The sequence below is a fragment of the Noviherbaspirillum sp. genome (assembly GCF_035254865.1).
Classification (GTDB): Bacteria; Pseudomonadota; Gammaproteobacteria; order Burkholderiales; family Burkholderiaceae_D; genus Noviherbaspirillum.
Window position 1 is genome coordinate 21,480 of record NZ_DATFAF010000060.1, and the last position, 25,410, is coordinate 46,889.

20 protein-coding genes are annotated in these 25,410 nt (G+C 60.6%); 17 read left to right on the forward strand and 3 right to left on the reverse strand.

The features are described 5' to 3' along the window. Positions 1-248 precede the first annotated feature (248 nt). The 17 genes from VJ651_RS14305 (at position 249) to VJ651_RS14385 (ending at position 22,135) form a co-directional block, all read left to right on the forward strand. Positions 249-653, forward strand: a complete 405-nt coding sequence (locus VJ651_RS14305) for a hypothetical protein (protein WP_324108100.1) — start codon at positions 249-251, stop codon at positions 651-653. After that, positions 653-3,487: a PAS domain S-box protein gene (locus tag VJ651_RS14310; RefSeq protein ID WP_324108101.1), complete on the forward strand. Its 2,835-nt coding sequence runs from the start codon at positions 653-655 to the stop codon at positions 3,485-3,487. Before VJ651_RS14305 ends, VJ651_RS14310 begins: the two co-directional genes overlap by 1 nt. After that, the gene (locus VJ651_RS14315; protein ID WP_324108102.1) at positions 3,480-4,121 is read left to right on the forward strand and encodes a response regulator transcription factor; all 642 of its coding nucleotides are present in this window, start codon (positions 3,480-3,482) and stop codon (positions 4,119-4,121) included. The genes VJ651_RS14310 and VJ651_RS14315 overlap by 8 nt, the downstream gene beginning before the upstream one ends. A 419-nt stretch (positions 4,122-4,540) precedes the next feature. Further along, a complete protein-coding gene (locus VJ651_RS14320; protein ID WP_324108103.1) occupies positions 4,541-5,695 on the forward strand; it encodes a methyl-accepting chemotaxis protein in 1,155 nt (384 codons plus the stop codon). Positions 5,696-5,703: 8 nt separating this feature from the next. Then, a complete protein-coding gene (locus VJ651_RS14325; protein ID WP_324108104.1) occupies positions 5,704-6,072 on the forward strand; it encodes a response regulator in 369 nt (122 codons plus the stop codon). An 80-nt stretch (positions 6,073-6,152) separates the two neighbouring features. Continuing rightward, entirely contained in the window at positions 6,153-6,416 is a 264-nt protein-coding gene (locus tag VJ651_RS14330) for an STAS domain-containing protein (RefSeq protein ID WP_324108179.1), read from the forward strand. Between the two features lie 35 nt (positions 6,417-6,451). Next, positions 6,452-8,608 carry a chemotaxis protein CheA gene (locus VJ651_RS14335; protein ID WP_324108105.1) on the forward strand — a complete coding sequence of 719 codons (2,157 nt, stop codon included), beginning with the start codon at positions 6,452-6,454 and terminating at the stop codon, positions 8,606-8,608. Between the two features lie 73 nt (positions 8,609-8,681). Continuing rightward, positions 8,682-10,343: a methyl-accepting chemotaxis protein gene (locus VJ651_RS14340; RefSeq protein ID WP_414691348.1), complete on the forward strand. Its 1,662-nt coding sequence runs from the start codon at positions 8,682-8,684 to the stop codon at positions 10,341-10,343. Positions 10,344-10,356: 13 nt separating this feature from the next. Then, a complete protein-coding gene (locus tag VJ651_RS14345) occupies positions 10,357-10,926 on the forward strand; it encodes a chemotaxis protein CheW (RefSeq protein ID WP_324108107.1) in 570 nt (189 codons plus the stop codon). A gap of 50 nt (positions 10,927-10,976) precedes the next feature. Next, positions 10,977-11,783, forward strand: coding sequence for a protein-glutamate O-methyltransferase CheR (locus VJ651_RS14350; RefSeq protein ID WP_324108180.1), 807 nt, complete (start codon positions 10,977-10,979; stop codon positions 11,781-11,783). Positions 11,784-11,787: 4 nt separating this feature from the next. Continuing rightward, positions 11,788-12,303 (forward strand): chemotaxis protein CheD, encoded by a 516-nt coding sequence (locus VJ651_RS14355; RefSeq protein ID WP_324108108.1) that lies wholly within the window; start codon positions 11,788-11,790, stop codon positions 12,301-12,303. After that, complete coding sequence (locus VJ651_RS14360) at positions 12,300-14,951, forward strand: response regulator (protein WP_324108109.1); 2,652 nt, start codon at positions 12,300-12,302, stop codon at positions 14,949-14,951. The genes VJ651_RS14355 and VJ651_RS14360 overlap by 4 nt, the downstream gene beginning before the upstream one ends. Then, a complete protein-coding gene (locus VJ651_RS14365) occupies positions 14,941-15,348 on the forward strand; it encodes a response regulator (RefSeq protein WP_324108110.1) in 408 nt (135 codons plus the stop codon). The genes VJ651_RS14360 and VJ651_RS14365 overlap by 11 nt, the downstream gene beginning before the upstream one ends. 41 nt (positions 15,349-15,389) lie before the next feature. Continuing rightward, on the forward strand, positions 15,390-16,463 hold the full coding sequence (locus tag VJ651_RS14370) for a chemotaxis response regulator protein-glutamate methylesterase (protein ID WP_324108111.1): 1,074 nt from the start codon (positions 15,390-15,392) through the stop codon (positions 16,461-16,463). A 409-nt stretch (positions 16,464-16,872) separates the two neighbouring features. Beyond that, positions 16,873-17,346, forward strand: coding sequence for a chemotaxis protein CheW (locus VJ651_RS14375; protein WP_324108112.1), 474 nt, complete (start codon positions 16,873-16,875; stop codon positions 17,344-17,346). A 97-nt stretch (positions 17,347-17,443) separates the two neighbouring features. Further along, complete coding sequence (locus VJ651_RS14380; protein ID WP_324108113.1) at positions 17,444-19,153, forward strand: methyl-accepting chemotaxis protein; 1,710 nt, start codon at positions 17,444-17,446, stop codon at positions 19,151-19,153. Positions 19,154-19,156: 3 nt separating this feature from the next. Then, on the forward strand, positions 19,157-22,135 hold the full coding sequence (locus VJ651_RS14385; RefSeq protein WP_324108114.1) for an EAL domain-containing protein: 2,979 nt from the start codon (positions 19,157-19,159) through the stop codon (positions 22,133-22,135). Positions 22,136-22,500: 365 nt separating this feature from the next. Here the strand turns inward: VJ651_RS14385 and VJ651_RS14390 are convergent, their stop codons facing one another. Genes VJ651_RS14390 through VJ651_RS14400 form a run of 3 tightly spaced genes read right to left on the reverse strand, consistent with a single transcriptional unit; the run spans position 22,501 to position 25,388 of the window. Continuing rightward, positions 22,501-23,508: a TRAP transporter substrate-binding protein gene (locus tag VJ651_RS14390; RefSeq protein ID WP_324108115.1), complete on the reverse strand. Its 1,008-nt coding sequence runs from the start codon at positions 23,506-23,508 to the stop codon at positions 22,501-22,503. 27 nt (positions 23,509-23,535) lie between these two features. Further along, positions 23,536-24,813 (reverse strand): TRAP transporter large permease subunit, encoded by a 1,278-nt coding sequence (locus VJ651_RS14395; RefSeq protein WP_324108116.1) that lies wholly within the window; start codon positions 24,811-24,813, stop codon positions 23,536-23,538. Next, positions 24,810-25,388, reverse strand: coding sequence for a TRAP transporter small permease (locus VJ651_RS14400; RefSeq protein ID WP_324108117.1), 579 nt, complete (start codon positions 25,386-25,388; stop codon positions 24,810-24,812). The genes VJ651_RS14395 and VJ651_RS14400 overlap by 4 nt, the downstream gene beginning before the upstream one ends. Between the last annotated feature and the right edge of the window lie 22 nt (positions 25,389-25,410).

Here is a 25,410-nt window from a genome sequence, read left to right on the forward strand (position 1 = left end):
GATATAACTACTGCTTACGCGAGCACCTTGTCCATTTTTTGCGCTTGGCGATAGGCAAAGGCAGCGAACCGCAGCATTTGTTCAACCACGACGCAGTAGTTTTCAGATATGAATATCCACAACATCTCACCGGACATTCCGTAATCAGTGCCACAGGAGCGATTTTGGTCCAGTACAATTTGCGTACCAGTAACACTTCCCAATGAACGCGTCCGCAGCGGCTGCACCGGTCGCGTTGACCAGAAATCATGAACAAGAATTCAAATCCCGAATGGGATCCGCAGCCCGAGGTAATGCTCAAGGACCAGACCGCAGCCTATGAAGGCACGTGGCGTCATTGCCCGTTGATGCATAGCGAATACATGAACTGGTCATTGTTCTACCTTGAAGACGTGATGCGCGCGCTGTCCGGCCGCCGAAAATTCAGCAGTGCCGTCTCGTGCCATTCATCCGGCCCTCACGGGATGGCCCAGTTGCAGCTCGCCATCTACCGACGCATCGTCGGACCCTACTTCAGCGCAGAGCTGATGTCTGCCGTGGCAGAGGATTATGCATTGTCGGTGAATGCGGTTCATCCTGCCGGCAGAGGTGCGCCACTGGCGCTATGGACCGATCGCTCTGGCGCCGGGCATGACACCATCGCATCAGGCTGATGATGAGCTTCATCGACCGCTTGTCAGTCCGCGCCTCCATGGTGCTTCTCATGGTGCTGCTCAGCCTGCCCATGATCGGGCTGATCGCCTATTCCGTGCAGAAGAACCGCGAGCAGGCCATTGCCAAGTCGGGCTACCAATTGAGCAGGAACACTGTGGCAGAGGCAGTCGCCTTCGAACGAATGCTCAACGAATCGCGCGAAGTCCTGCAAAAGCTGGCGCAAAGGCCCGATATCCAGGCACTTGATCCGAAACGCTGTTCGCCTCTGCTCGGCGACATCAAGCACCTGTTCCCTCGTTATGCCAATGTCGTCGTGACCAATGCGAAAGGGGTGGTTGTCTGCTCAGCGACGCCGATCGGCGGCAACGGGCCGGTATCGATAGGTGCACAGCACTGGTTCGTGAAAGCAAGCAAGTCCGACGGGTTTTCAATCAGTCCGCCGCATCGCGGCCCGCTCACAAAGAAATGGGTGTTGGGCATCACCTACACTATACGCGACCATGCGGGCAAATTCGCTGGTCTCATCGGCTACAGCCTCGATCTCGGTTACCAGCCGTTGCTGCCACGGTTGCTTCCCTTGCAGAAGGGAGTGATCCTGACAATGACCGACCAACAGGGAACGGTTGTCATCGACAGCCGGAGCGACACCGAAATATTGGGGAAACCGTTCTCCGACACCCTGGCCTTGCAGATCGGGACGGATGCAGCGAGGGTGGGTGCGCGCGTGGTCGGGAGCGGAGCGGATGAGCGGCTGGTCGCAGTCATCCCGGTGGGCGATTCAGGATTTCGCTTGTATGGCGTGCGGCCAACCCGCTATATCGCGCAGGAAGGAAGGCGCAATGCGTTCCATCAGCTGGCGATCGTGACCGCACTGGCCGGCCTTAGCATCATGCTGGCTTTGATCATCGGGCGGAGATTCTCGCGCCAGATCGAGGAAATGGCCAAGTCGGTCGGCCTCGTTGCGAAGGGAGATCTGTCGCGGCGGATCCCTGCGCGCGGGCCAGTCGAACTGGTCGAGCTCGCCCAAGGATTCAATCACATGCTGGACGTGCGGCTCCAGGCCGAAGCGCGTTATCACAGCCTGTTCGAAGCATCGTCGGACGGCGTCCTGGTCGTCGATACGCGTGCGAGGATCGTCCTTGCCAATTCGAGGGTGCACCAGGTATTCGGCTATGCGCCCGGTGAACTGATTTGCCAGGACCTTGGCATCCTGATCCCGGAATGCGGCCGCTCGCTTCACGCACAACATGTGAAACAATTCTTTGCCGCTCCCGTCAAAGGTCACATGACAGGCGGGGCCCAGGGACGTCGCAAAAATGGTGAACTCTTCAAATGCGAGGTCAGTCTCACCTTTCTTGACGGTCCTGACGGTGCGATGATTTCTGCGGTCATCCGCGACCTGAGCCACATTGAAAGCGCTTCACGGCGTTATCTCACCGCTATCGATACCACGATCGATGGATATGCCGTGCTCGGTCCGGACGGGAGATTCCTGGAGGCGAATTCCGCGTTGGTCAAACTGACCGGCTACGCAATGGGCGAATTATGCCGCATGACGTTGTCGGATATAGATGCGCTGTCAGCTAACGATCAGCCGGGCTCGACACGCAGACGATTCGATGAAGAGCGGCGCGGGCGCTTCGAAACCGTATGGCGCTCGAAATGCGGCATGCTGATCGATGTCGAACTGAGCTACAGTCATGGCGAGGGCGGCGAAATCTTCTGCTTCGTGCGCGATATCCGGGCCAAGCTCAAGGCGCAGCTGGAGCTCGGCATGTCGATTGCCCGCGTCAGGAACCTCGAGCGTGCGATCAATGAGCATGCCATTGTGGTTATTGCCGACGAAACGGAAACCATTCGCTTCGTGAACGACAAGTACTGTGCCATCTCGCAGTATTCGCGCGAGGAGTTGCTTGGAAAGAACTACCGCGCGATCAACCTGAACCAGTCGGGCCGGCCTCCCCCAGGGCATATGCGGCCGACGCTGTTCAGCGGCCAGATCTGGAAGGAAGAGGTCCGGATCATGGCAAGAGATGGTTCGTTCTACTGGGTGGCAAGCACGACGGTGCCGTTCAGGGACGCCAACGGCAGGCACACGGAATATTTCATTATTCAGACCGACATCACGCGCCAGAAGCAGATCGAGGCGGACCTGATGCAGTCGACCGGACAGCTGCGGCAGCTGCTGGCCCGCCACCGCGACGTAAAGGAAGAGGAGCGCGTCCGTGTCGCACGCGATATCCACGATAAGCTCGGAGGCCTGCTGCACAGCATTCGCTCGCATTTGTCGGTCGCGTTGAAACAGAACCTGTCTCCCGATCTCTCCAGGCACCAGCTGGTGGCCGAGGCCATGACCATGGCCGACCAGGCGCTGGAATCGGTGCGCGACATCATCGTCGAGCTGCGACCAAGCGTGCTGGATCAGCTCGGCGTATGGGCGGCCATCGAATCGCATGCCGAACAGATTGCGGAACGGTCGCACCTGCGTTGCGAGGTCATGATCGATCCCTATTTGGACGAGCAGAGCTTGAGCGATGACAAGCGCATCGAGGTATTCCGCATCGTGCAGGAACTGATGATCAATGTGGTCCGGCATGCCGAGGCATCGATGATCGCCGTGGAAGCCATACGCATGAACGATCACGTTAGAATAACCGTCGCGGACGATGGCAAGGGCATCGATCCGATGCAGATCTTTGGCGAACATTCCTGGGGAATCATGGGCATGTATGAACGGGCCCGCTATTGCGGGGGCGAATTGAAACTCACGAGGTGCGCGAACCTCGGAACGACGGCAGTGCTGACGCTGCCGCTGGAGATGTCGCATGGCTGACAAGGCGATCCGGGTCCTGCTGGTCGATGACCATGCGATGGTGCGCAAGGGCCTGCAACTGATCCTGAATGCCACGTGCGACATCCGGGTGGATGCGTGCGCCGAATCGACGGCGGACGCGCTTGGCAAACTGAAGGAGCAGGAGTTCGACGTGGCCCTGGTCGATATCGCGATGCCCGGAAAGAACGGCCTCGATCTGCTGCGCCTGATCCGCGAATCGCGGCCAAGGCTTCCCGTTCTGGTCCTGAGCATGTATGACGAGGAGGTTTATGCCGTGCGTGCGCTCAAGCTGGGGGCTGCCGGCTACCTGACCAAGAACAGCCAGGATTCGATCCTGATCGATGCGATCCGCAAGGCCGCGGCAGGTGGCAAATACATCAGCGCGAAACTCGCCGAGAAGCTCGCGAGCCTGATCGGCGGCAATAGCGCATTTCCGCATGAGGCCTTGTCCGACCGGGAGCTTGAAGTCCTGAAACTGATCGCTGCCGGTGAAAGCCTCGTCAGGATCGCGGCCATGCTTCATCTCAGTCCGAACACAGTCACCACCTACCGCGCCCGCATCATGGGCAAGCTGCACGTCAAATCAAACAGCGATCTCACGCGCTATGCCATCGAGCACGGCTTGAGGCTATAGGCGCGACCGGCGTCGGGCCCTGCACGCTGCATTCATCGATCGGCTTTGTGTCGATTTCTTCGCGACGATGTCTCCCTTGATGCCTGATTCGCATCAGGGGAGACTGCTGCCTTGGCTGTTTCTCATACGCGATGTTTCCCTTCTCCATGCGGCGGAATTTGTCTGTAGTGGTTTCACGACGGCCAAATATCTACGCAATCTTGACAATCTGATCGTTATCGCTTGGCAGCAATAACTCGCACGCCTTCGCTATATTTGTTCCCCCGCGCGGTCAATGTCGCGGCATTAATGATGCAAAAAAATCAAACACATCATGTAAGGCAATCGACACAATTTTTGACATGGGCTGCAAGAGCAATGGTGCGAGACATAGTCGCGGCTGTTTGAATACCGGACCGACGCAAAGGGTGAGGAGCAAGGTGACGAGTCATTTCAGGACCAGCGGGATCGCACCGACCGGTTTTTTTCTGCTTGGGTTTGCCGCGGGCCTTGCCGTGCTGGTACGCGCGGAGTGGAACTGGCTCAATCTGGCGCTCGCGGTGGTCCTGGCCGCCGCCGGAGCCATCCTCGCCCGATGCGTCGTTCGGGAGGAGCAGCGCCGTCGCGATGCGATGGAAACCTATTTTTCCAGTCGAGAGCAACTCGGTGCCTCGATCGTTCCGGTTTGGACTGGCCAGATCGAGTCCTCGATGTCGCAGATGGAGGGCGCAGTGACTGCGCTCGCCGGGCGTTTTTCACGCATCGTCGACAAGCTGGAACAGACGGTCCGGGTATCGAGCGGTGCGACCGATGCATCGATCAACGACCATGACAACGGTCTCGTTGCGGTATTCGCCAACAGTGAAGCAGAACTCGGCTCGGTGGTGTCCACGCTCAAATCGGCCATGCGCAGCAAGGCGGCCATGCTGGACAAGGTGCGATGCCTCGAGCAGTTTGTCGATGAGTTGAAGTCGATGGCGGACGATGTCAAGACCGTCGCCGCGCAGACCAACCTGCTGGCCCTGAACGCAGCCATCGAGGCGGCGCGCGCCGGTGAGGCAGGACGGGGCTTCGCCGTGGTCGCCAGGGAGGTACGCAACCTGTCGACGCTGTCGGGCGACACCGGCAAGCGCATTGCCGAAAAGGTTCAGGTCATCAGCGATGCCATTCTCGGCGCATGCCAGGTCGCGCAGGAATCGATGGACCATGAGGAGCAATCGATGCTGGCATCGGAGACGGCAATCGGTTCGGTACTGGGCAATTTCAGGCAGGTGACCAGCGCACTGGTCGAGTCCTCCGGCCTTCTCAAGGAGGAGAGCATCGGCATCAAGTCAGAGATCGGAGAGGCCCTGGTGCAACTGCAGTTCCAGGACCGGGTGAGCCAGATCATGAGCCATGTCAAGCACAACATCGAACAGTTGCCCGGCTTGTTCGCGCAGCACCGGGAGGAGTCCGGGTGCGCTGGCCGGATGCCGCCGCTGGACGCGCGACCCTTGCTGGCCGAGCTCGAAAAAACCTATGCGATGGCTGAGGAGCGGGCAGTGCATCAGGGCGAAGCCGCACAGGCGGGCACAAGCGAAATCACGTTCTTTTAGGAGCTGGGATGGCAAAGACAATCATGATCGTCGACGACTCCGCGTCGCTGCGGCAAGTGGTTGCGATCGCATTGAAGGGCGCCGGCTACGACGTCATCGAGGGCAGCGACGGCAAGGACGCGCTCAAGAAGCTGACCGGGCAGAGAGTGCACCTGATCATCAGCGACGTCAACATGCCGAATATGGATGGCATTGCCTTCCTGAACGCAGTCAAGCAGATGCCGGCCTACAAGTTCACGCCGGTGATCATGCTCACCACCGAATCGCAGGAGTCGAAAAAGCGCGAAGGCCAGGCGGCTGGCGCCAAGGCTTGGGTACTGAAGCCGTTCAAGCCCGACCTGTTCCTGAACGCCGTCCAGAAGCTGATCCTGCCATGAGACATTTTCAAAGCGGACAGTATGGAGACAACGCGGGCGCGCACAACAGCAAGGAAGTCGTGCTGCGCATCGAAGGCGAGATGACGATTTACCGAGCGAATGAGCTGAAGCAATCACTGCTTGCGGCCATTCGAGAAGCTCCCGTGCTCGAGATCGACCTTTCCGCAGTCACTGAAATCGATACGGCGGGCGTGCAACTGCTGATGCTCGCCAGGAAGGCGGCGCAGGCCAATGGGCACGCACTACGCATGGTTGCGCACAGCGCGGCGGTGGTGGAAGCATTTGAACTGCTGAACCTGGCCGCCTACTTCGGCGATCCGATCGTGATCGCTCCGGCGGGCTGAGCCGCGACATCCGCTACAGGAAAGAGGGAAAACCCATGAATCTCGACCAGGCACTACAGACATTCGTCGCTGAAAGCCGGGAACTGCTGGAGGACATGGAAAGTGCGCTGCTTGCGGTTGGGCAGGCCGAGTCCCGGGCCGAACCGGTGAATGCGATCTTTCGCGCCGCGCACACGATCAAGGGCTCTGCCGGCTTGTTCGGACTCGATCACATCGTCGCGTTCACCCATGCCGTCGAGAGCGTATTGGACGAGGTGCGCGAAGCAAGGATCGAGGTGACCGGTCAACTGCTCGCGCTGTTGCTGTCATGTCGCGACCATCTCTCTCGTCTGATTGACACGGTTGCGGCAGGACGGCTGGAAGCTGACGATGCCATGTCGGAAGCGGCAGCACCGCTGGTTCGCCAGTTGCGCGAAGTCCTCGGCACCTTGCCAGAGGCCGGCCTCCCGGTCGCCGATGTGCGAGGACAAGCGCATGCCGGCACGTTCGAGCGCATAGAAGGCAGTGGAAGCGGTGCCAGCGATTACTGGCATATTTCGCTCCGGTTCGGCCCCGATGTCCTGCGCAATGGCATGGATCCGATGTCATTCATTCGTTACCTCGGCACTATCGGACGGATCGTCGGCATCGCTACGCTGGCAGATGCCATGCCGGCCGACGAGACAATGGACCCGGAACGGTGCTATCTCGGTTTCGAGATCGCCTTCCACAGCGAGACTGACAAGGCAAGCATCGAGAACGTGTTCGAATTCGTGCGCGACGATTGCCGCCTGTGCATCCTACCGCCGCACAGCAAGATATCCGAGTACGTCAAGCTGATCCATGAGCTGCCGGAGGAAGTACCTCGCCTTGGAGAAATACTCATCCGCTGCGGTAGCGTCACGGCGGGCGACCTTGAGCATGCGCTTGCGGAGCAGGCCGCGGCGAAGCCGCAGCAGCGCCTCGGCGAGATCCTGGTGGAGCAGGGCGCGGTCCCGGGCGTCGTGGTCGATGCGGCCATCGCAAAGCAGCAACATGTCAGTGACCAGTTCAGGGCGCGTGAGACGCGCTCCATCCGCGTGGATGCCGACAAGCTCGACCACCTGATCAACCTGATCGGCGAACTGATCATCGCCAGCGCCAGCGCCAATCTGGTTGCGCGCCGGGCGCGCAATGACGAGCTGCAGGAGGCAGCATCGACCCTGTCCAGTCTTGTCGAAGAGGTGCGCGACGGCGCACTTCAGCTGCGCATGGTCAAAATCGGTGCAAGCTTCAACCGCTTCCAGCGCGTGGTGCACGACGTCTCACGCGAGATCGGCAAGGATATCCGCCTTGTGGTGAGCGGCGAGGAGACCGAGCTCGACAAGACCGTGATCGAGAAGATCGCCGATCCGCTCACGCATCTGGTACGCAATGCCATGGATCATGGCATCGAGCCGGCCGAACTTCGCGCGGCGCGCGGCAAGCCGGCCCAGGGAACGGTGCGCCTCAACGCCTATCACGACTCGGGCAGCATCGTCATCGAGGTCGGCGATGACGGCGGCGGTCTCAAGCGCGACAAGATTCTCGCCAGGGCCGTTGAGCGTGGCCTTGTGGAGCCGGGGCGGAGCCTGAGCGATGCGGAAATCTGCAACCTGATCTTCGAGCCCGGCTTTTCCACCGCGGACAAGGTGACCAAGCTTTCGGGACGCGGTGTCGGGATGGACGTGGTCAAGCGCAACATCACCGCGCTGCGCGGTACCGTGGAGGTGCAAAGCGAGGAAGGCGTGGGTTCCAAAGTCATCGTGCGTCTGCCGCTGACACTGGCCATCATCAACGGGTTCCTGGTCGGGCTCGGCGGATCGACGTTCGTCATCCCGCAAGACATGATCGAGGAGTGCATCGAGTTTTCGAGCGAGGTCGGGCATGACTACACCAATCTGCGTGGCGAAGTATTGCCGTTCATCCGGCTGCGGGAACTGTTCGGTGCGGGAGGATCGGCAGGCCGACGGGAAAGTATCGTGGTGGTCAACTATGCAGGGAAGAAGGCCGGCCTGGTGGTCGATACCTTGCTGGGCGAATTCCAGACGGTGATCAAGCCGATGGGAAAGATGTTCGCGAATTTGAGGTGCATCAGCGGGTCGACCATCCTTGGCAATGGAGAGGTGGCGTTGATCCTCGACGTGCCGATGCTGGTGCAAGAGGTGGCAAATCAAAGCACGCAAGCGGCCTGACGACGGACATCATCCGGCCAGGCCGGTTGATGATGACTTGAGAAATTTGGGAGGGGTGAGCATGTTCAGGAACATGAAAGTGGGAACGAGGCTGATAGCCGGTTTCTTGTTTGTTTCGATTCTCGGAGCGATCGTTGGCGGTATCGGGATTTTCAACATGAGCAAGATCAGCGAGGCAGCCACGCGCTTGTACGAAATGGAATTGCTGGGAGTCTCCTACGTCAAGGAGGCGAATATCGACCTGATCTATATCGGCAGGGCAGTCCGGACGCTGGCACTGGCGCCAACCATGGACGACAGGAAGAAAGCAGTCGATGCGATCCGGAAGAACCGCTCGCTGATGAAGGAAAACCTGGGCAAGGCGCGGCCGATGTTTTATTCAGAACAGGGCAAGCGCACGCTGGCCGAACTGGATCGCATGCTGGAAGAATACGACAAGCTGATTCCCGAGGTGATCCAGAAAGTCGAGAGCGAGAAGCTGCAGGAAAACAGGGAAAGCACGCAATACATCTTCAGTACCTTCATGCCCCAGGCTACCGGAATTGACGACAAGCTGACCGAGCTGACTCGCTTGAAAGAAGAAAACGGCGTGTCTGCCGCCAAGGAAGCGAACGATCTCTATCACGAAAGCCGCCTGTTCATGATCCTCCTGGTTGCCGGCAGCGCGCTTGCCGGTGTCGCGCTCGGCATCCTGATCACTCGCAGTCTGACCAAGCAATTGGGCGGCGAACCATTCGTGGCGGCCGATATCGCGCGCCGCATCGCCGAGGGCGACCTCAGCGTGGACGTGGTCGTGAAGACGAACGACAAGACCAGCCTGATGTTCTCCATGAAAGCCATGGTGGAGAAACTGTCGGAAATCATCAGCGATGTGCGCAGTGCAACCGACAACATCTCCAGCGCGTCAGAACAAGTTTCCGCCACGGCGCAATCGCTGTCGCAGGCCGCCAGCGAACAGGCCGCCAGTGTCGAGGAAACCAGTGCCTCGGTTGAGCAGATGACCGCTTCGATTGCGCAGAACACCGAGAACTCGAAGGTGACCGACGGCATGGCGACCAAGGCCGCGCAGGAAGCGACGGAGGGCGGTGCAGCGGTCAAGGAAACCGCTGCGGCCATGAACCAGATCGCGAAGAAGATCGTGATCATCGATGACATCGCCTACCAGACCAACCTGCTGGCGCTGAACGCCGCGATCGAGGCCGCGCGCGCCGGCGAACACGGCAAGGGCTTCGCCGTGGTGGCAGCGGAAGTGCGCAAGCTCGCCGAACGCAGCCAGGTCGCGGCGCAGGAAATCAGCGAAGTCGCCACCAGCAGCGTGCAATTGGCGGAAAAAGCCGGCCACCTGTTGGACGCGATGGTGCCGAACATCAAAAAGACTTCCGACCTGGTGCAGGAAATCACGGTTGCTTCCGAGGAACAGTCGTCCGGCGTCGGCCAGATCAATACCGCGATGACGCAACTGAGCCAGGTCACGCAGCAGAACGCCTCCAGTTCCGAAGAGCTGGCCGCGACCGCCGAGGAAATGAGCGGCCAGGCGGAACAGCTCCAGCACACCATGAGCTTCTTCAAGCTGGAAAGCGGGAAGCAGGCGAGTTCGGCCATCTCGATGGCGCGCAAATCGGGCCGTGCAGGCAAGGCCTCTGTGCCTCTGCATGCGGAAATGAAGCCGGCGAATGTTGCGCTTGCTTTTGCCGGTGAGGGCAAAGTGGATGAAGCGCAGTTCACGCGATTCTGATGGAGGTATGGCGATGAGTGGACTCGTAGAATCAAAGGCGGCAGGCAATCTGCCTGCCGTCATCCAGGCTGCGGAGCACACGCAGTACCTGACTTTCATGCTGGGCGGCGAGATGTTTGCCATCGGCATCCTCGCCGTGAAAGAGATCATCGAATACGGCGGGCTGACCGAAGTGCCGATGATGCCGGAGTGCATACGCGGCGTGATCAACCTGCGCGGCGCCGTGGTGCCGGTGCTGGATTTGACAGCCCGCTTCGGCAAGGCTGCGACGACGGTCACCAAGCGCACCTGCATCGTGATCGTGGAGATCGATAACGGCGAAGAGCAGCAGGTGGTTGGCGTGGTGGTCGATGCGGTCAATGCCGTGCTCGATATCGCTGCGGCGGACATCGAGCCGCCTCCGGCTTTCGGGGCAAAGATCCGGACCGACTTCATCGAAGGCATGGGGAAGGTCAACGGCAAGTTCGTGATCCTGCTGAATCTCGGGCAGGTCCTGTCGCTCGACGACATCGCAGCGCTGACGACCGTGAACACGATGGCCCAGTCACTGATTGCCAGCAATAACGCATGGGTGGCCGCATAGGCAGGCGCATTCGCTGCGCCTCGGCGCAGCGAATGCGCAACACGCAAGGCATGAAGACGAATACCATTACCGACCAGGAGTTCAGGCAGTTCCAGCGCTTCATCTTCGATGCGGCCGGCATCAACCTGTCGCCCGCCAAGAAGGCGCTGGTCGTCGGGCGGCTGGCCAAGCGGCTGGCCCACTATCGCGTCGACAGTTACGGCGAATATTTCCGCCTGCTCGAATGCGGAAACGTGCCGGACGAGGCCCAGGTGGCGGTCGACCTGCTGACCACCAATGAAACCTATTTCTTCCGGGAGGCGAAGCATTTCGACATGCTGCGCGAGTTTGCCCGCGCGGCGCGGAACCACATGCGCCCCATGCGTGTATGGAGCGCCGCCAGCTCGACCGGCGAAGAGGCCTACAGCATCGCAATGATGCTGGCAGATTGCATGGATGGCGCACCGTGGGAAGTGTTCGGTTCGGATGTCAGCACGCGCGTACTGCAAAAAGCACGTGCCGGGCACTATCCGATGGAGCGCGCCACGCAGATCCCCTCGCCTTATCTGAAGAAGTATTGCCTGAAAGGCATCGACGGCCAGAAGGGGACTTTGCTGATCGATCGTGCACTGCGCAGCCGCGTGCAGTTCGCGCAGGTCAACCTCAATGCGGCTTTGCCGCAACTCGGTACGTTCGACGTCATCTTCCTGCGCAATGTCATGATCTATTTCAACAGCGAGACGAAGCGGCAGGTAGTGGGCCGGGTCTTGTCCTTGCTGAGGCAGGGCGGACTTTTCATCATCGGGCATTCCGAATCGCTGAATGATGTCACCGAGGCGGTCGAAGGCGTGATGCCTTCCGTTTACAGGAAGCGCTGACGGGATGTTAAAGCGCGCTTCCTCCATGGTCGACATCTTCCTGCAGCCCGGCGAATATTTCGTTGGCGACGCGAGCTACCGCGTACGGACCTTGCTCGGTTCCTGCGTGTCGATCACCTTATGGCACCCCGCAGTGCGCGTCGGCGCCATGTCGCATTTCATCCTGGCGAGCGGTGGGAGGCGACGCGGCGCTTCGCTGGACGGGCGTTACGGCGAGGACGCGCTGGCGCTGATGCTGGCAGAACTCAAGCGGGCCGGCGTGGTAGCGGAACAGTGCCACGCCAAGATCTTTGGCGGGGGTGACATGTTTCCCGGCCAGGCAAAGAAAGATGTACTCAAGATCGGCGATCGCAATGGCGAGGCGGCGCGTGCGCTGCTGCGGAGGCACAACATCAAGGTGGTTTCCGAAAGCCTGTTTGGCGTGGGCCATCGGCAGATCGTGTTCGATGTCAGCACCGGCCATGTGTGGGGGCGCCAGGTCAGACCGCTCGAAAGCGAAGCACGGAACAACGGTAAATGAAAACAAATGGAACGGCAATCTTGGCATGGAGCGAGCAATTCGCTACCGGCCTGGAAGAGATCGATGCGCAGCACCGGGTCCTGATCGACAAGATCAGTGCACTGAGCGAACTGCGCGGGAGCGGCGCCGAAGATCTCGCACTGAGGAACACCTTTGACGACTTGCGTCATTATGCCTTGTATCACTTTCAGTCGGAATCCGAACTGATCCAGGCGTGGCCCGTCAACCGCGCGTACAAGGACGCGCACGCCAAGGCATATCGAAGCTTCACAGAACTCCTCGACAAGGCAGACGCCTATGTGGCGACCAATCTCATCGATGTGGTCGATCACCTGCTCGGCTTTCTGGTGAAGTGGCATATCGCGGGCGTGGATGCACGGCTGATCAGGCAGATCATCGCTCTGCGTTCGGACAGCGAGGGCGGGCCGGCTGAACCGGCCAATGATCCTTTGCAGGACGTTCTCATCGACATGCTGGGTGACTTTTATGACAGTGTCGGTGCGCGCACCTTTGAGGTAATGGCCTTGAACCGGCGATTGCAGAACGAGATCGAGCAGCGGCGGCGCACCGAACTGGCATTGAAGGAGAGCGAGGAGCGGTTCGGCAGCTTGTATCGCCATGCACCGGTACCGATCTGGGAGATGGACTGGTCGCAGATCAAGCAGGCGCTGCTCGCACTTCGGGCGAATGGTATCGAGCACTTGCGCGCATGGCTGGAAGAAAACCCGGGTGAAACCAGGCGGCTCGCCGAGCTGGTCCGCGTCGTCAATGTCAACGACGCGGCCCTCGCCCTGATCGGCGCCAGCAGCATGGAGCAAGTGCCGCGCATGCTTGGATGCTATCTGAGCGAGGTGGCGATGCGCGACTTCGCGGAACAGCTGATAGCGGTGTTTAACGGACATCTTGTTTTCGAGCATGAAAGCGAACTTGTCCGCCTGGACCGCACGGTACGCCAGATCATGGTCAAGCGCTTCGTGACGCCCGGGCATGAGCAGAGCCTTGCCAGCGTCATCCTGACGACCGCGGACATTACCGAACGCAAGCGCGTCGAACGTGACTTGATCGAGGCACGCGACCGGGCGACGGAGGCAACGCGCGCCAAGTCGGAATTCCTCGCCAACATGAGTCATGAGATCCGCACGCCGATGAACGGCATCATGGGCATGATGGAACTGGCGCTCGAGACGCCCCTGACGGCGGAGCAGCGCCAGTTCCTTTCCTCCGCGCATTCGTCGGCCGAAGGGCTGCTCGGGATCATCAGCAACATTCTCGATTTCTCGAAGATCGAAGCTCGCAAGCTCACACTCGAATCGGTTGTCTTCGATCTCCGGAAAACCCTGCACACGATGGCCGCGCCGCTCGTCGTGCGCGCGCAGCAGAAGGGTTTGTGGTTGGACGTGTGCATCGATCCCGCCATGCCCGAATCGCTGTTGGGCGACCCGCTGCGGTTGTGCCAGGTCCTTGTCAATCTCTCGGGAAATGCGCTCAAGTTCACGGAGCGTGGCGGCGTCACGGTGGAGGTGGTCCCGCGCGCGCGGGAAGGTGGCAGGATCCTGACCATGTTTGCCGTGAGAGACACCGGCATCGGTATCGACCCAGGGCAGCGCGAGCTGATTTTCGAGCCGTTCACGCAATCCGACGCGTCGACCAGCCGGCAATTTGGCGGCACCGGCCTCGGCCTGGCGATCAGCCGCATGCTGGTCGGCTTGATGGACGGGCGCATCGATGTGCAAAGCACGCCGGGTGAGGGCAGCACGTTCTCCTTCGAGGTGTGGCTCGGCCTTGCCGAATCGGAGCGGCGGCCGGATGCATCCGTGCCGCTCCCGGCAACGCCCCGGACGAATGCATCCGCGAACATCCTTCTCGTGGAAGACAATGAGGTGAACCGCAAGTTCGCGCTCACGGTCCTGCAGAAGGCAGGGCACCGCGTCGCCGCGCTGACGAACGGTAAGGATGCCGTTGACCTGCTGGAATCGGTACGCTTTGATCTCATCCTGATGGACGTGCAGATGCCGGTCATGGACGGGCTGGAGGCCGCCAGGCGTATTCGCGCGCTAGGGATCGATACGCCGATCGTTGCGTTGACGGCGCATGCGATGGCGGGCTATCGCGACATCGTCATCGCGGCGGGCATGAACGATTACCTTGCCAAGCCGATCCGGGGGCGAGCGCTACTCGACAAGATCGATGCGGTCATGAGCGGCACGGCCAGCCCTGCGCTGCCTACGTCGCCTCCGGCGCCGGCAAGCCCGAATGCGCAACGCAAGCTGCCGGTGTTCGATCTGGACGAAGCGCTGGCCACGGTGGACGGCGATGCCACCCATTTGCGGATGCTGGCAAGACTGGTACTCGAACAGATCGACACCGACCTGCCTGCAATAAGGCAGCTTGCGTCCGATCAGGATGCAGTCGGCATGAAGGACATGGCGCACCGCCTCAAGAGCAGCCTTGGCAGCATTGCGGCCTACGCGGCGCACAGTACCTGTGTTGCGCTGGAAACAGAGGCGAAAGGCGCGCCTCCGCATGATTTTGCCGCAGCGTGCCAGCGCATGGAAGAAGAGGCCGCCCGCCTGTCGCCTGTGTTGCGCGACGTTGCCGCAGGCATTTTTTCCTTTCAACTCACGGATGAATCCGACAATGAACATTGATTATTCCAAGGACCTGCGCATTCTCGTGGTGGACGATGTCCAGGTCCACCGTTTCCTGATGAGTTCAGGTATCGAGCGTATCAACCCATTCGCCCATATCGAGCAGGCATCCGGTCTGGAAGGGGCGATCGCTATGTTGAATGAACAGCACTTCGATGCCGTCGTGTGCGACTGGAAGATGGCGGGTGGAGACGGCAACAGCCTGGTCAAGTGGATGCGGTCACGCGCCAACTTCCGGCGTGTTCCTTTTGTCATGATTTCGGGCAACGCGGACAACGAGGACATCATCCGCGCCTTCATGGAGTTCGGCGTCGACGCCTACGTGGTCAAGCCGTTTTCCGCAAAAGACCTGTACGGCAAAATCATCACGGCGCTCGGCAAGCGAAAGAATGCGTAGATGAAGAACGGTCATGGGCGCGCCGCGCCGGAGCGGCTGCGATGAAGCGCATCAGAGTGATGGTGGTGGACGATTCCGCCGTGGTGCGACAGGTGGTGACCGGACTGCTGGAGAGCGAGCCGGACATCACCGTGATCGGCGCGGCGGCCGACCCGCTGCTCGCGCTGACGCGCATGAAGGACGAGTGGCCGGATGTCATCGTGCTCGATATCGAGATGCCGCGCATGGATGGTCTCACCTTCCTGAGGAAGATCATGGGCGAGCGTCCCACACCGGTCGTGATCTGTTCGACGCTGACCGAGAAAGGGGCGCAGACCACGATAGAAGCGATGGCTGCCGGCGCCGTGGCGGTCATTACCAAACCGAAACTCGGACTGAAACAGTATCTCAAGGACACTTCCGACGACCTTGTGAATGCAGTGCGCGCCGCTGCCCGCGCGAATGTCAGGCACATCACGCCGGGCAGCGCGCCCGTCGTCGTTGAAAAATACTCGGCCAGCGTGATTTTGCCTCCGGCCAGTGGCGATGCGATGACGCGGACGACCGAGCGTGTCGTGGCGATTGGCACCTCGACCGGTGGGACCCAAGCGCTGGAGGTGGTGCTGGCGGGATTGCCACGAGTATCGCCCGGCATCGTCGTCGTGCAGCACATGCCTGAAAAATTCACCGCGGCCTTCGCTGCGCGCCTGGACAGCATCTGCCGGCTTGAAGTCAGGGAGGCGCAGCACAATGACCGCGTCATCCCGGGACGGGCGTTGATTGCGCCGGGCGGCAGGCACATGCTCTTGCGCCGTCATGGCGCCCAGTATCTCGTCGAGGTGGTCGACGGGCCGCTGGTCAACCGCCACCGGCCATCCGTGGATGTCCTGTTCCGTTCGGTTGCGAAATGTGCGGGGGCCAATGCCTTGGGTGTGATCATGACCGGGATGGGCGACGACGGCGCTACGGGCCTGCTGGAGATGCGCCATGCTGGCGCGCGCACGGTGGCGCAGGATGAGGCCAGCTGCGTCGTGTTCGGCATGCCGAAGGAAGCAATCAAGCGAGGCGCCGTGGCAAAAACGGTCCCGCTCGGAGGTATCGGCAGGGAAATCATGCAGGAGCTCGCGGCATTCTGAGTCGTCAAGGCGTGGCAAATGCGTGTACGGAATTGGTCTGTCGGGGATCGCCTACGGAATTTGTTTGGGATCCAACTACATAATCAAAATAGTTGCTTGACGGAAATTATGTTCGCGATCCGCTATCTTGGGCCATGAGCACGAAACCGTCCGTGCCCGCAACCGATGCGGCCGGGGACGATGCCCTGAGGGCGTATTGAAAACTCTCCACGCAATTCCTTAAACAGACCTTTCCAGAATTGCTGCCGAGTTTTTAAATCGGCACTGACCTTTTTCAGGATGTACGCGTATCGCCGGCAGGGAAACACCGCTGCCCAGCGGGAACGGTCGACAACAGCATGGTAATGAAATACAGCGTGAACCACAGCGAAAGGCCGTGATGCAAACGAATACAAGCTTGGAATTGCCAATGGACGGAGCAGTACTCTCGGCCGCACTCGAGTTCCTCGCCTTCAACCTTGGTGGCGAAGAATACTGTATCGATATCCAGAAGGTGCAGGAACTGCGCAGTCATGAGGCCGTAACCCATATCGCTAACGCGCCCGAGTGGCTGAAGGGTGTGATCAACCTGCGCGGCGCGATCGTGCCGATCGTGGACTTGCGCATCAAGCTCAACCTCGGGACGGCGGGTGACAACCCGTTTACCGTGGTGATCATAGTGAATGTTGCTGGCCGCGTGGTCGGCATGGTGGTGGATAGCGTATCGGACGTGATCACGCTGGACCGCACCCAGATCAAGCCGGCGCCGGAAGTCGGCTCGGCAATGGACACCGACTACATGGTCGGGATCGGGATGCTGGATGAGCGCATGCTGATTCTGGCCGATATAGAGCGGCTGATATCGGGTGCCGAAATGGGGGTGGTCGACAGACTGGCTGCCTGACCCGCATCCGAATCCGCCACCATCCTCGGCGCATGCCGGACCGGGGAAGGATCAGAACGCACCAATCATCACATCCGTTTCAGAAAGGCTATACAACATGTTCTTCGCAAACCTGAAAGTCGGAACCCGGCTTGCGGCCGGTTTCGGCATGGTCATCCTGCTGCTGATCGGCGTCACCGGACTGGGAATTGCGCGCCTGAGTGCGCTCGACGACAGCACCAACCTGATTGCCAGGAATTATTACCCGCGGGTGTCGATCGCCAACAAGGTGATGGAAGGCGTCAGCTTGCAAGCGACGACCTTGCGCAACCTCTTGATGATCGATGACACCGACCGGCTCAAGGCGGAACTGGCAAAGAGTGAAGCAATCAGGAAAGACATCGGCTCCCATGTCGACGAGCTGGAAAAAATGCTCCAGACGAAGAAGGGAAGGGAGATTCTGGGCGTTCTGCAGGCCGAACGCGCGAAATATCTCGCCGCGCGCGCGGACTACCTCAAGTTGCTGGGAGAGGGCCGGCATTCCGAGGCTTCCTTGCACCTGCTGAACGTCGTGACACCCGCGCAGGATTCCTATTTTTTGCAGATAAAAGGCCTGGTCGACCTGGGCGGCAAGCTGATGGAGAAAGGCCGTGAGGATGCGGAGGCACAATATCGCGAAGGAACCACGTTGATGCTCGGCCTTGCCGCCGTCGCGATCCTGCTGGCGGCCGGCTTCTCCTGGTGGGTAGCGCGCAGCATCACGCGCCCGCTGCATGTGGCGGTCCAGGTCGCGCAGACGGTCGCCTCGGGCGACCTGACGAGCACGATCGAGGTGAAATCCAGCGACGAGACCGGACGCCTGATGCAGGCGCTGAAAGACATGAACGCCAGCCTTGCGACCGTGGTGAGTGAGGTCCGCACCGGTACCGATACCATTGCCACCGCATCCAGCCAGATCGCGGCGGGCAACCAGGACCTGTCAGCACGCACCGAAGAGCAAGCCAGTTCGCTGGAGGAAACGGCTTCGTCGATGGAGGAGCTGACGTCCACGGTACGACAGAACGCGGACAACGCGCGCCAGGCCAACCAGCTGGCGGCTTCTGCCTCCGAAGTGGCGCGCAAGGGCGGCGCGGTGGTGGCGCACGTGGTTGACACGATGGGTTCGATCAACACCTCATCGCGCAAGATCGTCGACATCATCGGTGTCATCGACGGCATCGCGTTCCAGACCAATATCCTTGCCCTCAATGCAGCGGTAGAGGCAGCGCGCGCTGGCGAGCAGGGGCGCGGCTTCGCCGTTGTTGCCGCCGAAGTGCGCAGCCTCGCGCAGCGTTCCGCCGCTGCCGCCAAGGAGATCAAGGCGCTGATCGACGACTCGGTGGAAAACGTCGACGCCGGCGCGAAGCTGGTCGACGAAGCCGGTACCACCATGCGCGAGATTGTCGACAGCATCCAGCGCGTTACCGACATCATGGGCGAGATCACGGCCGCCAGTCAGGAGCAGACCGCCGGCATAGAGCAGATCAACCAGGCGATCACGCAGATGGACCAGGCGACGCAGCAGAACGCGTCCCTGGTGGAAGAAGCTGCGGCGGCATCGGAGGCGATGCAGGACCAGGCGGGAAAACTGGCGCATGTGGTCAGCGTCTTCAAGCTGACCGGCGCGCAGCCATCGGTTGCCGCGCCTTCCGTCGCAAGCCTGCGAGCGGTTCCGTCCGCCGGCGCGAAGATGGCAGCTGAACCGCTTCGCCGCCAGGTGAGCGCGAGCGCGGCGGCAAGACCTCTCCTCCAGCGCACGGGCTCCGACGCCGAATGGGAGCAGTTCTAGTCCATGAAAGACCTCGACGAAACAGCGCGGGACATCGCCGACCGGATCGGCCTGACGCAGGACGAACTCGTCCAGCGCAAGGCATTCCTGGAGTTCGGTCCGGCTGATGTCGAGCTGTTGTATGGCATTGACCTTCCGTTGTCGCAGACACGGCAGGCCGTGGAGGAGAAGTTTTTCAATTACCTGATGGCGTTTCCCCCCCTGAGCGCGCTGTTACCTGACGCCGGCGCTGTGGAACGGCTGCGGCAGGCGCATGATCGTTATTTCAGCCAACTCACCAGGGGCGCATACGAACAGGCGTACTTGCAGGACCGTGTGCGCGTAGGCGTGGTGCACCGCCATATCGGGCTGGATGCGAAGTGGTATATCGGCGCCTACCGGAAATACCTGTCGGCCATGGCGCCGACGTTGTGGTCACTGCTGGAAGGCGATGCGGAGCGATTCCTGCCCACCTTTGATGCATTGCTGAAGATTGTTTTCCTGGACATCGGACTCGCGCTCGAAACCTATTTCGAAATCGACCGCCAGACGATCCTGCAGCACAAGAATTTTGCCGAGCAGATGATTGCTGCCATGCCTGCCGGCGTGATGGTGGTCGACGCAGTGCAACGCGTGCGCTCGATCAACCGGGCAATGTGCGAGCTGTGCGGAATCGAGACGACGGAATGCGCGTTGGGCCAGCCCCTGCATACGCTTATCCGCAACAACCAGCTGCTTGAAAAAATCTCGCCGCTTTCAGCCGGAAACACGCTGGTGCAGATGATACCCTCTGCGACGGGGGCGCGGCATATTGAATTCCATATCTCGGAGACTTTGCTGGAGGGTGAAACAGTCTGGCTGCTGGTGGCGCAGGATGTCACGCAGCGTGTCTGCGCGGAAGAGGAATGGAAGCGTTTCCGACTCGGCATGGAGCACACCACCGACGCCATCTATGTAGTAGACCGCGCCAGCATGCGCATCGTCGACGTGAACGAAACTGCCTGCACGATGCTGGGCTACACCCGCGAGGAAATGCTGCAGCTTTCGCCGTACCAGACCCGCGTCGGTCTCAGCCGCGAGCGGCTGGAGGCCGATTACGACGCCATCGCATACAGTGCAACGCAGCAGGCGGTTACCAGATCGGCGCTCAGGCGCAAGGACGGCACGCACCTGCAAGTCGAAGTGCACATACGCGCCTCGCGCTCGGATGGTCGCGTTGTCATGGTGGCGCTGATCAAGGACCTCACCGAGCGCCTGCAGGCGCAGGCCGCGCTGCGCGCAAGCGAAGAGCGTTTCATCGCCACATTCAACCAGGCCGCGGTAGGACTCGCCCATACGACGGTGGACGGGCGCTGGTTGCGCGCCAACGAGAAGCTGCTGCAGATCACTGGCTATTCGGAAGACGAACTGCTTGGCATGACCGTGTTTGAAATCACTCATTACGATGACCTGGAATCGACGCAGGAATCGATGCAGCGCAGTCTGGCAGGGGAGCTTCAGAACTACTCGATCCAGAAGCGGTACCGACGCAAGGGCGGCAGCTATGTATGGGTCGGCGTCTCGGTTTCGCTCGTGTTTGACGCGCCCGGCATGCCGTCGTATTTCATCGCTGCGATCGAAGACATTTCATTGCGCAAGCGGATGGAACTGGAGCTGCGCTATTCGGCATGCCATGATGCGCTGACCGAACTGCCGAACAGGACCTTGCTGCAGGACCGCCTGTCGCAGGCAATCGTCTATGCGCAGCGCGCTCAACGGTATGTGGCGGTGATGCTGATCGACCTCGACCGCTTCAAGAACATCAACGACAGCCTCGGCCACGATGTGGGCGACAAGGTAATCATTGAGGCCGGCCGCCGCCTGAGCCGCAATACTCGAAACGGCGACACTGTGGCGCGCCTTGGTGGCGACGAATTCGTGGTCATCCTTGCCGACATCGGACAGGAAGACGACGTGGCGCAACTGGCGCAGCAGGCGCTTCGGTCGCTCGCGGAGCCGCTTGTCGTCAATGGGCAGGAACTTTATCCGGGCGGCAGCATCGGCATCAGCCTCTATCCGAAAGACGGGAGCGATGGCCCCGGCCTGCTGCGTAGCGCCGACGTGGCGATGTACCAGGCGAAGGAGCGAGGCGGCAACAATTTCCAGTTCTACGCACATGAGATGAACGCGCGCGTGCTGGAACGATTGCAACTGGATGCGCGGCTGCGCCGGGCCCTTGATCAGGATGAATTCGTCCTGCATTACCAGCCGCAAGTGGATATCGCGAGTGGAAGAATCGTTGGCGTGGAGGCGCTACTGCGCTGGCAGCCGCACGATGGCCCCATGGTTCCGCCCAACTATTTCATTCCTGTCGCCGAAGAAACCGGCCTGATCGTGCCGATCGGGGAATGGGTATTGCGAACTGCTTGTGCGCAGAGCCGGGCGTGGCAGCGCGCCGGCCTGCCCGCCATCCGCACGGCCGTCAATCTGTCGGCGCGCCAGTTCGGTCGGCAAGATATCGTCAAGCTGGTATCGCATGTCCTGCAGGAGACAGGCTGCGATGCAGATGCGCTGGAACTGGAGATTACCGAAAGCGTCATCATGAAGAACGCGGCGGTGGGCGTCGACACGCTATCTCGGTTGAACGATATGGGCGTTAGCCTGTCGATCGACGACTTTGGCACCGGCTATTCGAGCCTGAGCTACCTGCATCGCTTTCCGATCCACACTCTGAAGATCGACCGCTCTTTCATCGGCGACATTCAAAGCGTGGACGACGATGCGCCTATTGCCAGAGCTGTGATCCTGCTTGCCCACAGCATGGGCCTGCGCGTGATCGGGGAAGGTGTGGAGACTGAGGAACAGCTGGCTTTCCTCCGCAAGCACCATTGCGACCAGATCCAGGGGTATTACTTCAGCCCGCCGGTCCCGGCAGCGCAGATCGAAGATCTGTTGCGCGCGAACCAGGCGCTACGCGGCGAGGTTGGGGCAACGCCGGCGGCGAAGAGCGGTACCGCCAGATAGCACCCAGGACCAATCCCTTGGCTGTTTTTTTCAAACTGGCAGCATGTCAATCGGGGTCGACTTGACGTGCAGTTACGCTGCGTCCGAGATGATATGCGCCGGTTCGATCAACCAGATGCCTTGTAAACGCACATCCTGTTTTCAGCAGTTCGTGCGCATCCGTCAGTCGTTCCGTGGCGCGACCTTGGTGCAGCTTAAAAATATCAAAGACGACATGCGAGTCGCTGCACCGACCGCCGGATTGATGGCCGGTGCAGTCGCGGACCGACGCAAAACGAGCGAGGCAAAGCGGGTTTTATCCGTGTCGCCTTGCCCCGCCATGCCGGCGCCCATATTGAATTTCCTGGACCCGGCGCGCCGGTCGTCTATTTGCGCTGCTTTTCCACCTCGGACTGCAGATCCTTGATCAGCTTGGCATGCCCGTCGTTGGCAAACTTATACATTGCCTGGCGGGTGGTTTCCTGCATGCGTTCGATTTCCTTGTCGCTGACAACGGTGACCTGCATTCCCTTGGATTTCAGGAAGTCGATCGCCTTTGCCGATGCCTCGCGCGTGTCCTTGCGCTCGAAGTCGCGCGCGGCGAAGGCAGAGTCCTGGACCGCCTTGCGCTCGTCGGCGTTCAGGCTGTCCCACCACTTCTTGCTGGCAAGGACGATCCACGGGCTGTAGACGTGCTTGGTCAGCGACAGGTATTTTTGCACTTCATAGAACTTGCTCGACTGGATGGTCGTGACCGGGTTTTCCTGGCCGTCGACAGTCCCGGTCTCCATCGCGGTGAATAATTCGGAGAACGCAAGCGGGACGGCGTTTGCGCCGAAGCCCTTGAACATGTCGATGTAGACCGGGTTCTGCATCACGCGCAGCTTGATGCCCTTCAGGTCTTCCATCTTCGTGATCGGGTGCTTGGAGTTCGTCAGGTTGCGGAAACCGTTCTCCCAGTAGACCAGGCCGACCAGGCCTTTTTCCTGCAGCTTCGCCGTCAACGCCTGGCCGAAGGGGCCGTCCAGGATGGCATCCGCTTCCTTCTCGTTGCGGAACACGAAAGGCAAATCATAGACGCCGAAGTCGCTAACGATGCCGACCAGCGTCGCGGTCGATCCCACCATCATTTCCTGCGCGCCACCGATCAGCGCGTTCTGCATCTGGATATCGCTGCCGAGGCTGGCATTGCCGAAGCCCTTCATGCGCATCTTGTTGCCGGTACGTTTGGCGAGATCGTCGGCGAAGAATTTCGCCGCGCGGCCCTGGTTGCTGTCCTCGGCGAGGCCGTAGCCGAAACGGATGATGCGCGGCTGAAAATCCGCAGCCAGCGCCGCGGTGGCGGCACCTGCGACAGCGATAGCGAGAACGAGTTTCTTGAAAATGTGATTCATGACTCCTCCAGGTGTTGTAGGCAAGGGTTAGCGGAACCAGTGCAGGGGCACGGTGATGATTCCGGGGAAAACGATAAACAGTGCAATGAGCAGGATGTAGGTGAGCAGGAACGGCCAGATGCCCTTCGTTGCGCTTTCCAGCGAGATCTTTGCGACGCCGCAGACCACGTTCAGCACCGTGCAGACCGGCGGATGAATCAGGCCCAGCGTGCCGACCAGCACAAACATCACGCCGAAATAGGTCGGATCGATGCCCGCCTTGACCGCCAGCGGCATCAGTACCGGCCCCATCACGAGGATGGTGGGCGTGAGATCCATTACCGTGCCGACCGCCAGGAGCAGCAGCATGATCGCGGCCATCAGCACACGCGGATCCTGCATCAGCGGCCCGAGGAAATCGGTGACCATGGCGGGCAAATCGGCGAGCGTGACCATGTAGGAGGAAACCAGTGCGCCGGCGCACAAGAACATCACGGTGCTGGTGGTGCGCGCAGCGTCGACCAGCAGGCGGCGCAGGTCACGCAACTTCACTTCGCGGTAGATGAAAAGCGCGACGAACAGCGAATACACCGCTGCTACGACCGCCGCTTCAGTGGGCGTGAAGATGCCGCCGCGCAGTCCGCCGAGGATGATCACCGGCAGCATCAGTGCCCAGACACCATCGACCAGTGCCCTGCGGCGCTCACCCCATCCGGCCTTCGGCTGAGGCGTGACATCCATCTTGCGCGCCAGCATGTACCACACCGCAATCAGTGCCCCGCCCATCAGCACGCCGGGCACGATGCCGGCCAGGAACAGGTTGCTGATGGAGGTGTTCGTCGTCACGCCGAAGATGATGAAGGGCATGGATGGCGGGATGATGGGCGCGATGATGCCGCCGGAAGCGATCAGTCCGGCGGAGCGCGGCACCGCGTAGCCATGATCGCGCATCATCGGGATCAGCAGTGTGGCAAGCGCTGCGGTATCGGCGATGGCCGAGCCGGAAAGGCTCGCCAGCAGCACCGAGGCGGCAATGGTCACGTAGCCGAGACCACCCTTGATATGCCCGACGAAGCCGACGGCGAGGTTGATGATGCGCTTCGAAATGCCGCCCGCATTCATCAGTTCGCCGGCGAGGATGAAGAACGGCACCGCCATCAGCGGGAAGTTGTCGGCGCCGGACAGCAGGTTCTGCGCAACCAGCTGCGCATCGAAAAAGTCGATGTGGATCATCAGCACGACGCCCGTCAGGAGCAGGGCGAAAGCGATCGGCATGCCGAGCGCCATCAGCAGCGTGAGCGAGCCGAGGAATACGGTGAGCGTCATTTCGTTACCTTTTGTTCGTAGACGGTTTCTGCAGTGGCGCCGTGAGTGCCGGGGTGTTCGGCATGCGCCTGCGGCATCGCCGCGGCTGCGTTGCCAGGGACAATTGCGTCCGGATGGCCGATGACGATCCGCCACAGGTTTGCCAGCACGATGAGCATCATCGATGCGGCGCAGAGCAGGCCCGACGACGCCATGAATGCAGTGGGGTAGCCGAGCACCGTCGAGAACGTGTGCAGGCCGATCAGTGTCTGCGTCCAGCTGCCGTAGAGGAAAAGCCAGAGACCGTAGAGCATCAGCAGGTGGCTGATGACTGCGCAGGCCTTGCGTGCCGGCTTCGGCAGCCGTGCCTGCACCAGCTCCACGCCGAGGTGGGCGTTCCTGCGCAGCGCGAGAATGGCACCGAGGAAAATGAGCCAGACGAACATCAGGCGGGAAATCTCTTCCGCCGCCGCGATGCCGGTGTTGAACACATAGCGCAGAACGACGTTGCCGAACACGCAGGCAGCCATCACTGCCAGCGCCACGGCCATCAGTCCTTCGACCAGCGATTCGAGTCTTGATACGAGTTGTTTCATTGCTGTCTCCCGGATGTCCGCC

What these genes read in the sequence shown, in the direction of transcription:
- VJ651_RS14305 (WP_324108100.1), top strand. Translation starts at nt 249, where the DNA reads ATGAACAAGAATTCAAATCCCGAATGGGATCCGCAGCCCGAGGTAATG.
- VJ651_RS14385 (WP_324108114.1), top strand. Translation starts at nt 19,157, where the DNA reads ATGAAAGACCTCGACGAAACAGCGCGGGACATCGCCGACCGGATCGGC.
- VJ651_RS14350 (WP_324108180.1), top strand. Translation starts at nt 10,977, where the DNA reads ATGAAGACGAATACCATTACCGACCAGGAGTTCAGGCAGTTCCAGCGC.
- VJ651_RS14395 (WP_324108116.1), bottom strand. Translation starts at nt 24,813, where the DNA reads ATGACGCTCACCGTATTCCTCGGCTCGCTCACGCTGCTGATGGCGCTC.
- VJ651_RS14355 (WP_324108108.1), top strand. Translation starts at nt 11,788, where the DNA reads ATGTTAAAGCGCGCTTCCTCCATGGTCGACATCTTCCTGCAGCCCGGC.
- VJ651_RS14335 (WP_324108105.1), top strand. Translation starts at nt 6,452, where the DNA reads ATGAATCTCGACCAGGCACTACAGACATTCGTCGCTGAAAGCCGGGAA.
- VJ651_RS14370 (WP_324108111.1), top strand. Translation starts at nt 15,390, where the DNA reads ATGAAGCGCATCAGAGTGATGGTGGTGGACGATTCCGCCGTGGTGCGA.
- VJ651_RS14390 (WP_324108115.1), bottom strand. Translation starts at nt 23,508, where the DNA reads ATGAATCACATTTTCAAGAAACTCGTTCTCGCTATCGCTGTCGCAGGT.
- VJ651_RS14325 (WP_324108104.1), top strand. Translation starts at nt 5,704, where the DNA reads ATGGCAAAGACAATCATGATCGTCGACGACTCCGCGTCGCTGCGGCAA.
- VJ651_RS14365 (WP_324108110.1), top strand. Translation starts at nt 14,941, where the DNA reads ATGAACATTGATTATTCCAAGGACCTGCGCATTCTCGTGGTGGACGAT.
- VJ651_RS14345 (WP_324108107.1), top strand. Translation starts at nt 10,357, where the DNA reads ATGAGTGGACTCGTAGAATCAAAGGCGGCAGGCAATCTGCCTGCCGTC.
- VJ651_RS14360 (WP_324108109.1), top strand. Translation starts at nt 12,300, where the DNA reads ATGAAAACAAATGGAACGGCAATCTTGGCATGGAGCGAGCAATTCGCT.
- VJ651_RS14310 (WP_324108101.1), top strand. Translation starts at nt 653, where the DNA reads ATGATGAGCTTCATCGACCGCTTGTCAGTCCGCGCCTCCATGGTGCTT.
- VJ651_RS14400 (WP_324108117.1), bottom strand. Translation starts at nt 25,388, where the DNA reads ATGAAACAACTCGTATCAAGACTCGAATCGCTGGTCGAAGGACTGATG.
- VJ651_RS14315 (WP_324108102.1), top strand. Translation starts at nt 3,480, where the DNA reads ATGGCTGACAAGGCGATCCGGGTCCTGCTGGTCGATGACCATGCGATG.
- VJ651_RS14340 (WP_414691348.1), top strand. Translation starts at nt 8,682, where the DNA reads ATGAAAGTGGGAACGAGGCTGATAGCCGGTTTCTTGTTTGTTTCGATT.
- VJ651_RS14330 (WP_324108179.1), top strand. Translation starts at nt 6,153, where the DNA reads ATGACGATTTACCGAGCGAATGAGCTGAAGCAATCACTGCTTGCGGCC.
- VJ651_RS14375 (WP_324108112.1), top strand. Translation starts at nt 16,873, where the DNA reads ATGGACGGAGCAGTACTCTCGGCCGCACTCGAGTTCCTCGCCTTCAAC.
- VJ651_RS14380 (WP_324108113.1), top strand. Translation starts at nt 17,444, where the DNA reads ATGTTCTTCGCAAACCTGAAAGTCGGAACCCGGCTTGCGGCCGGTTTC.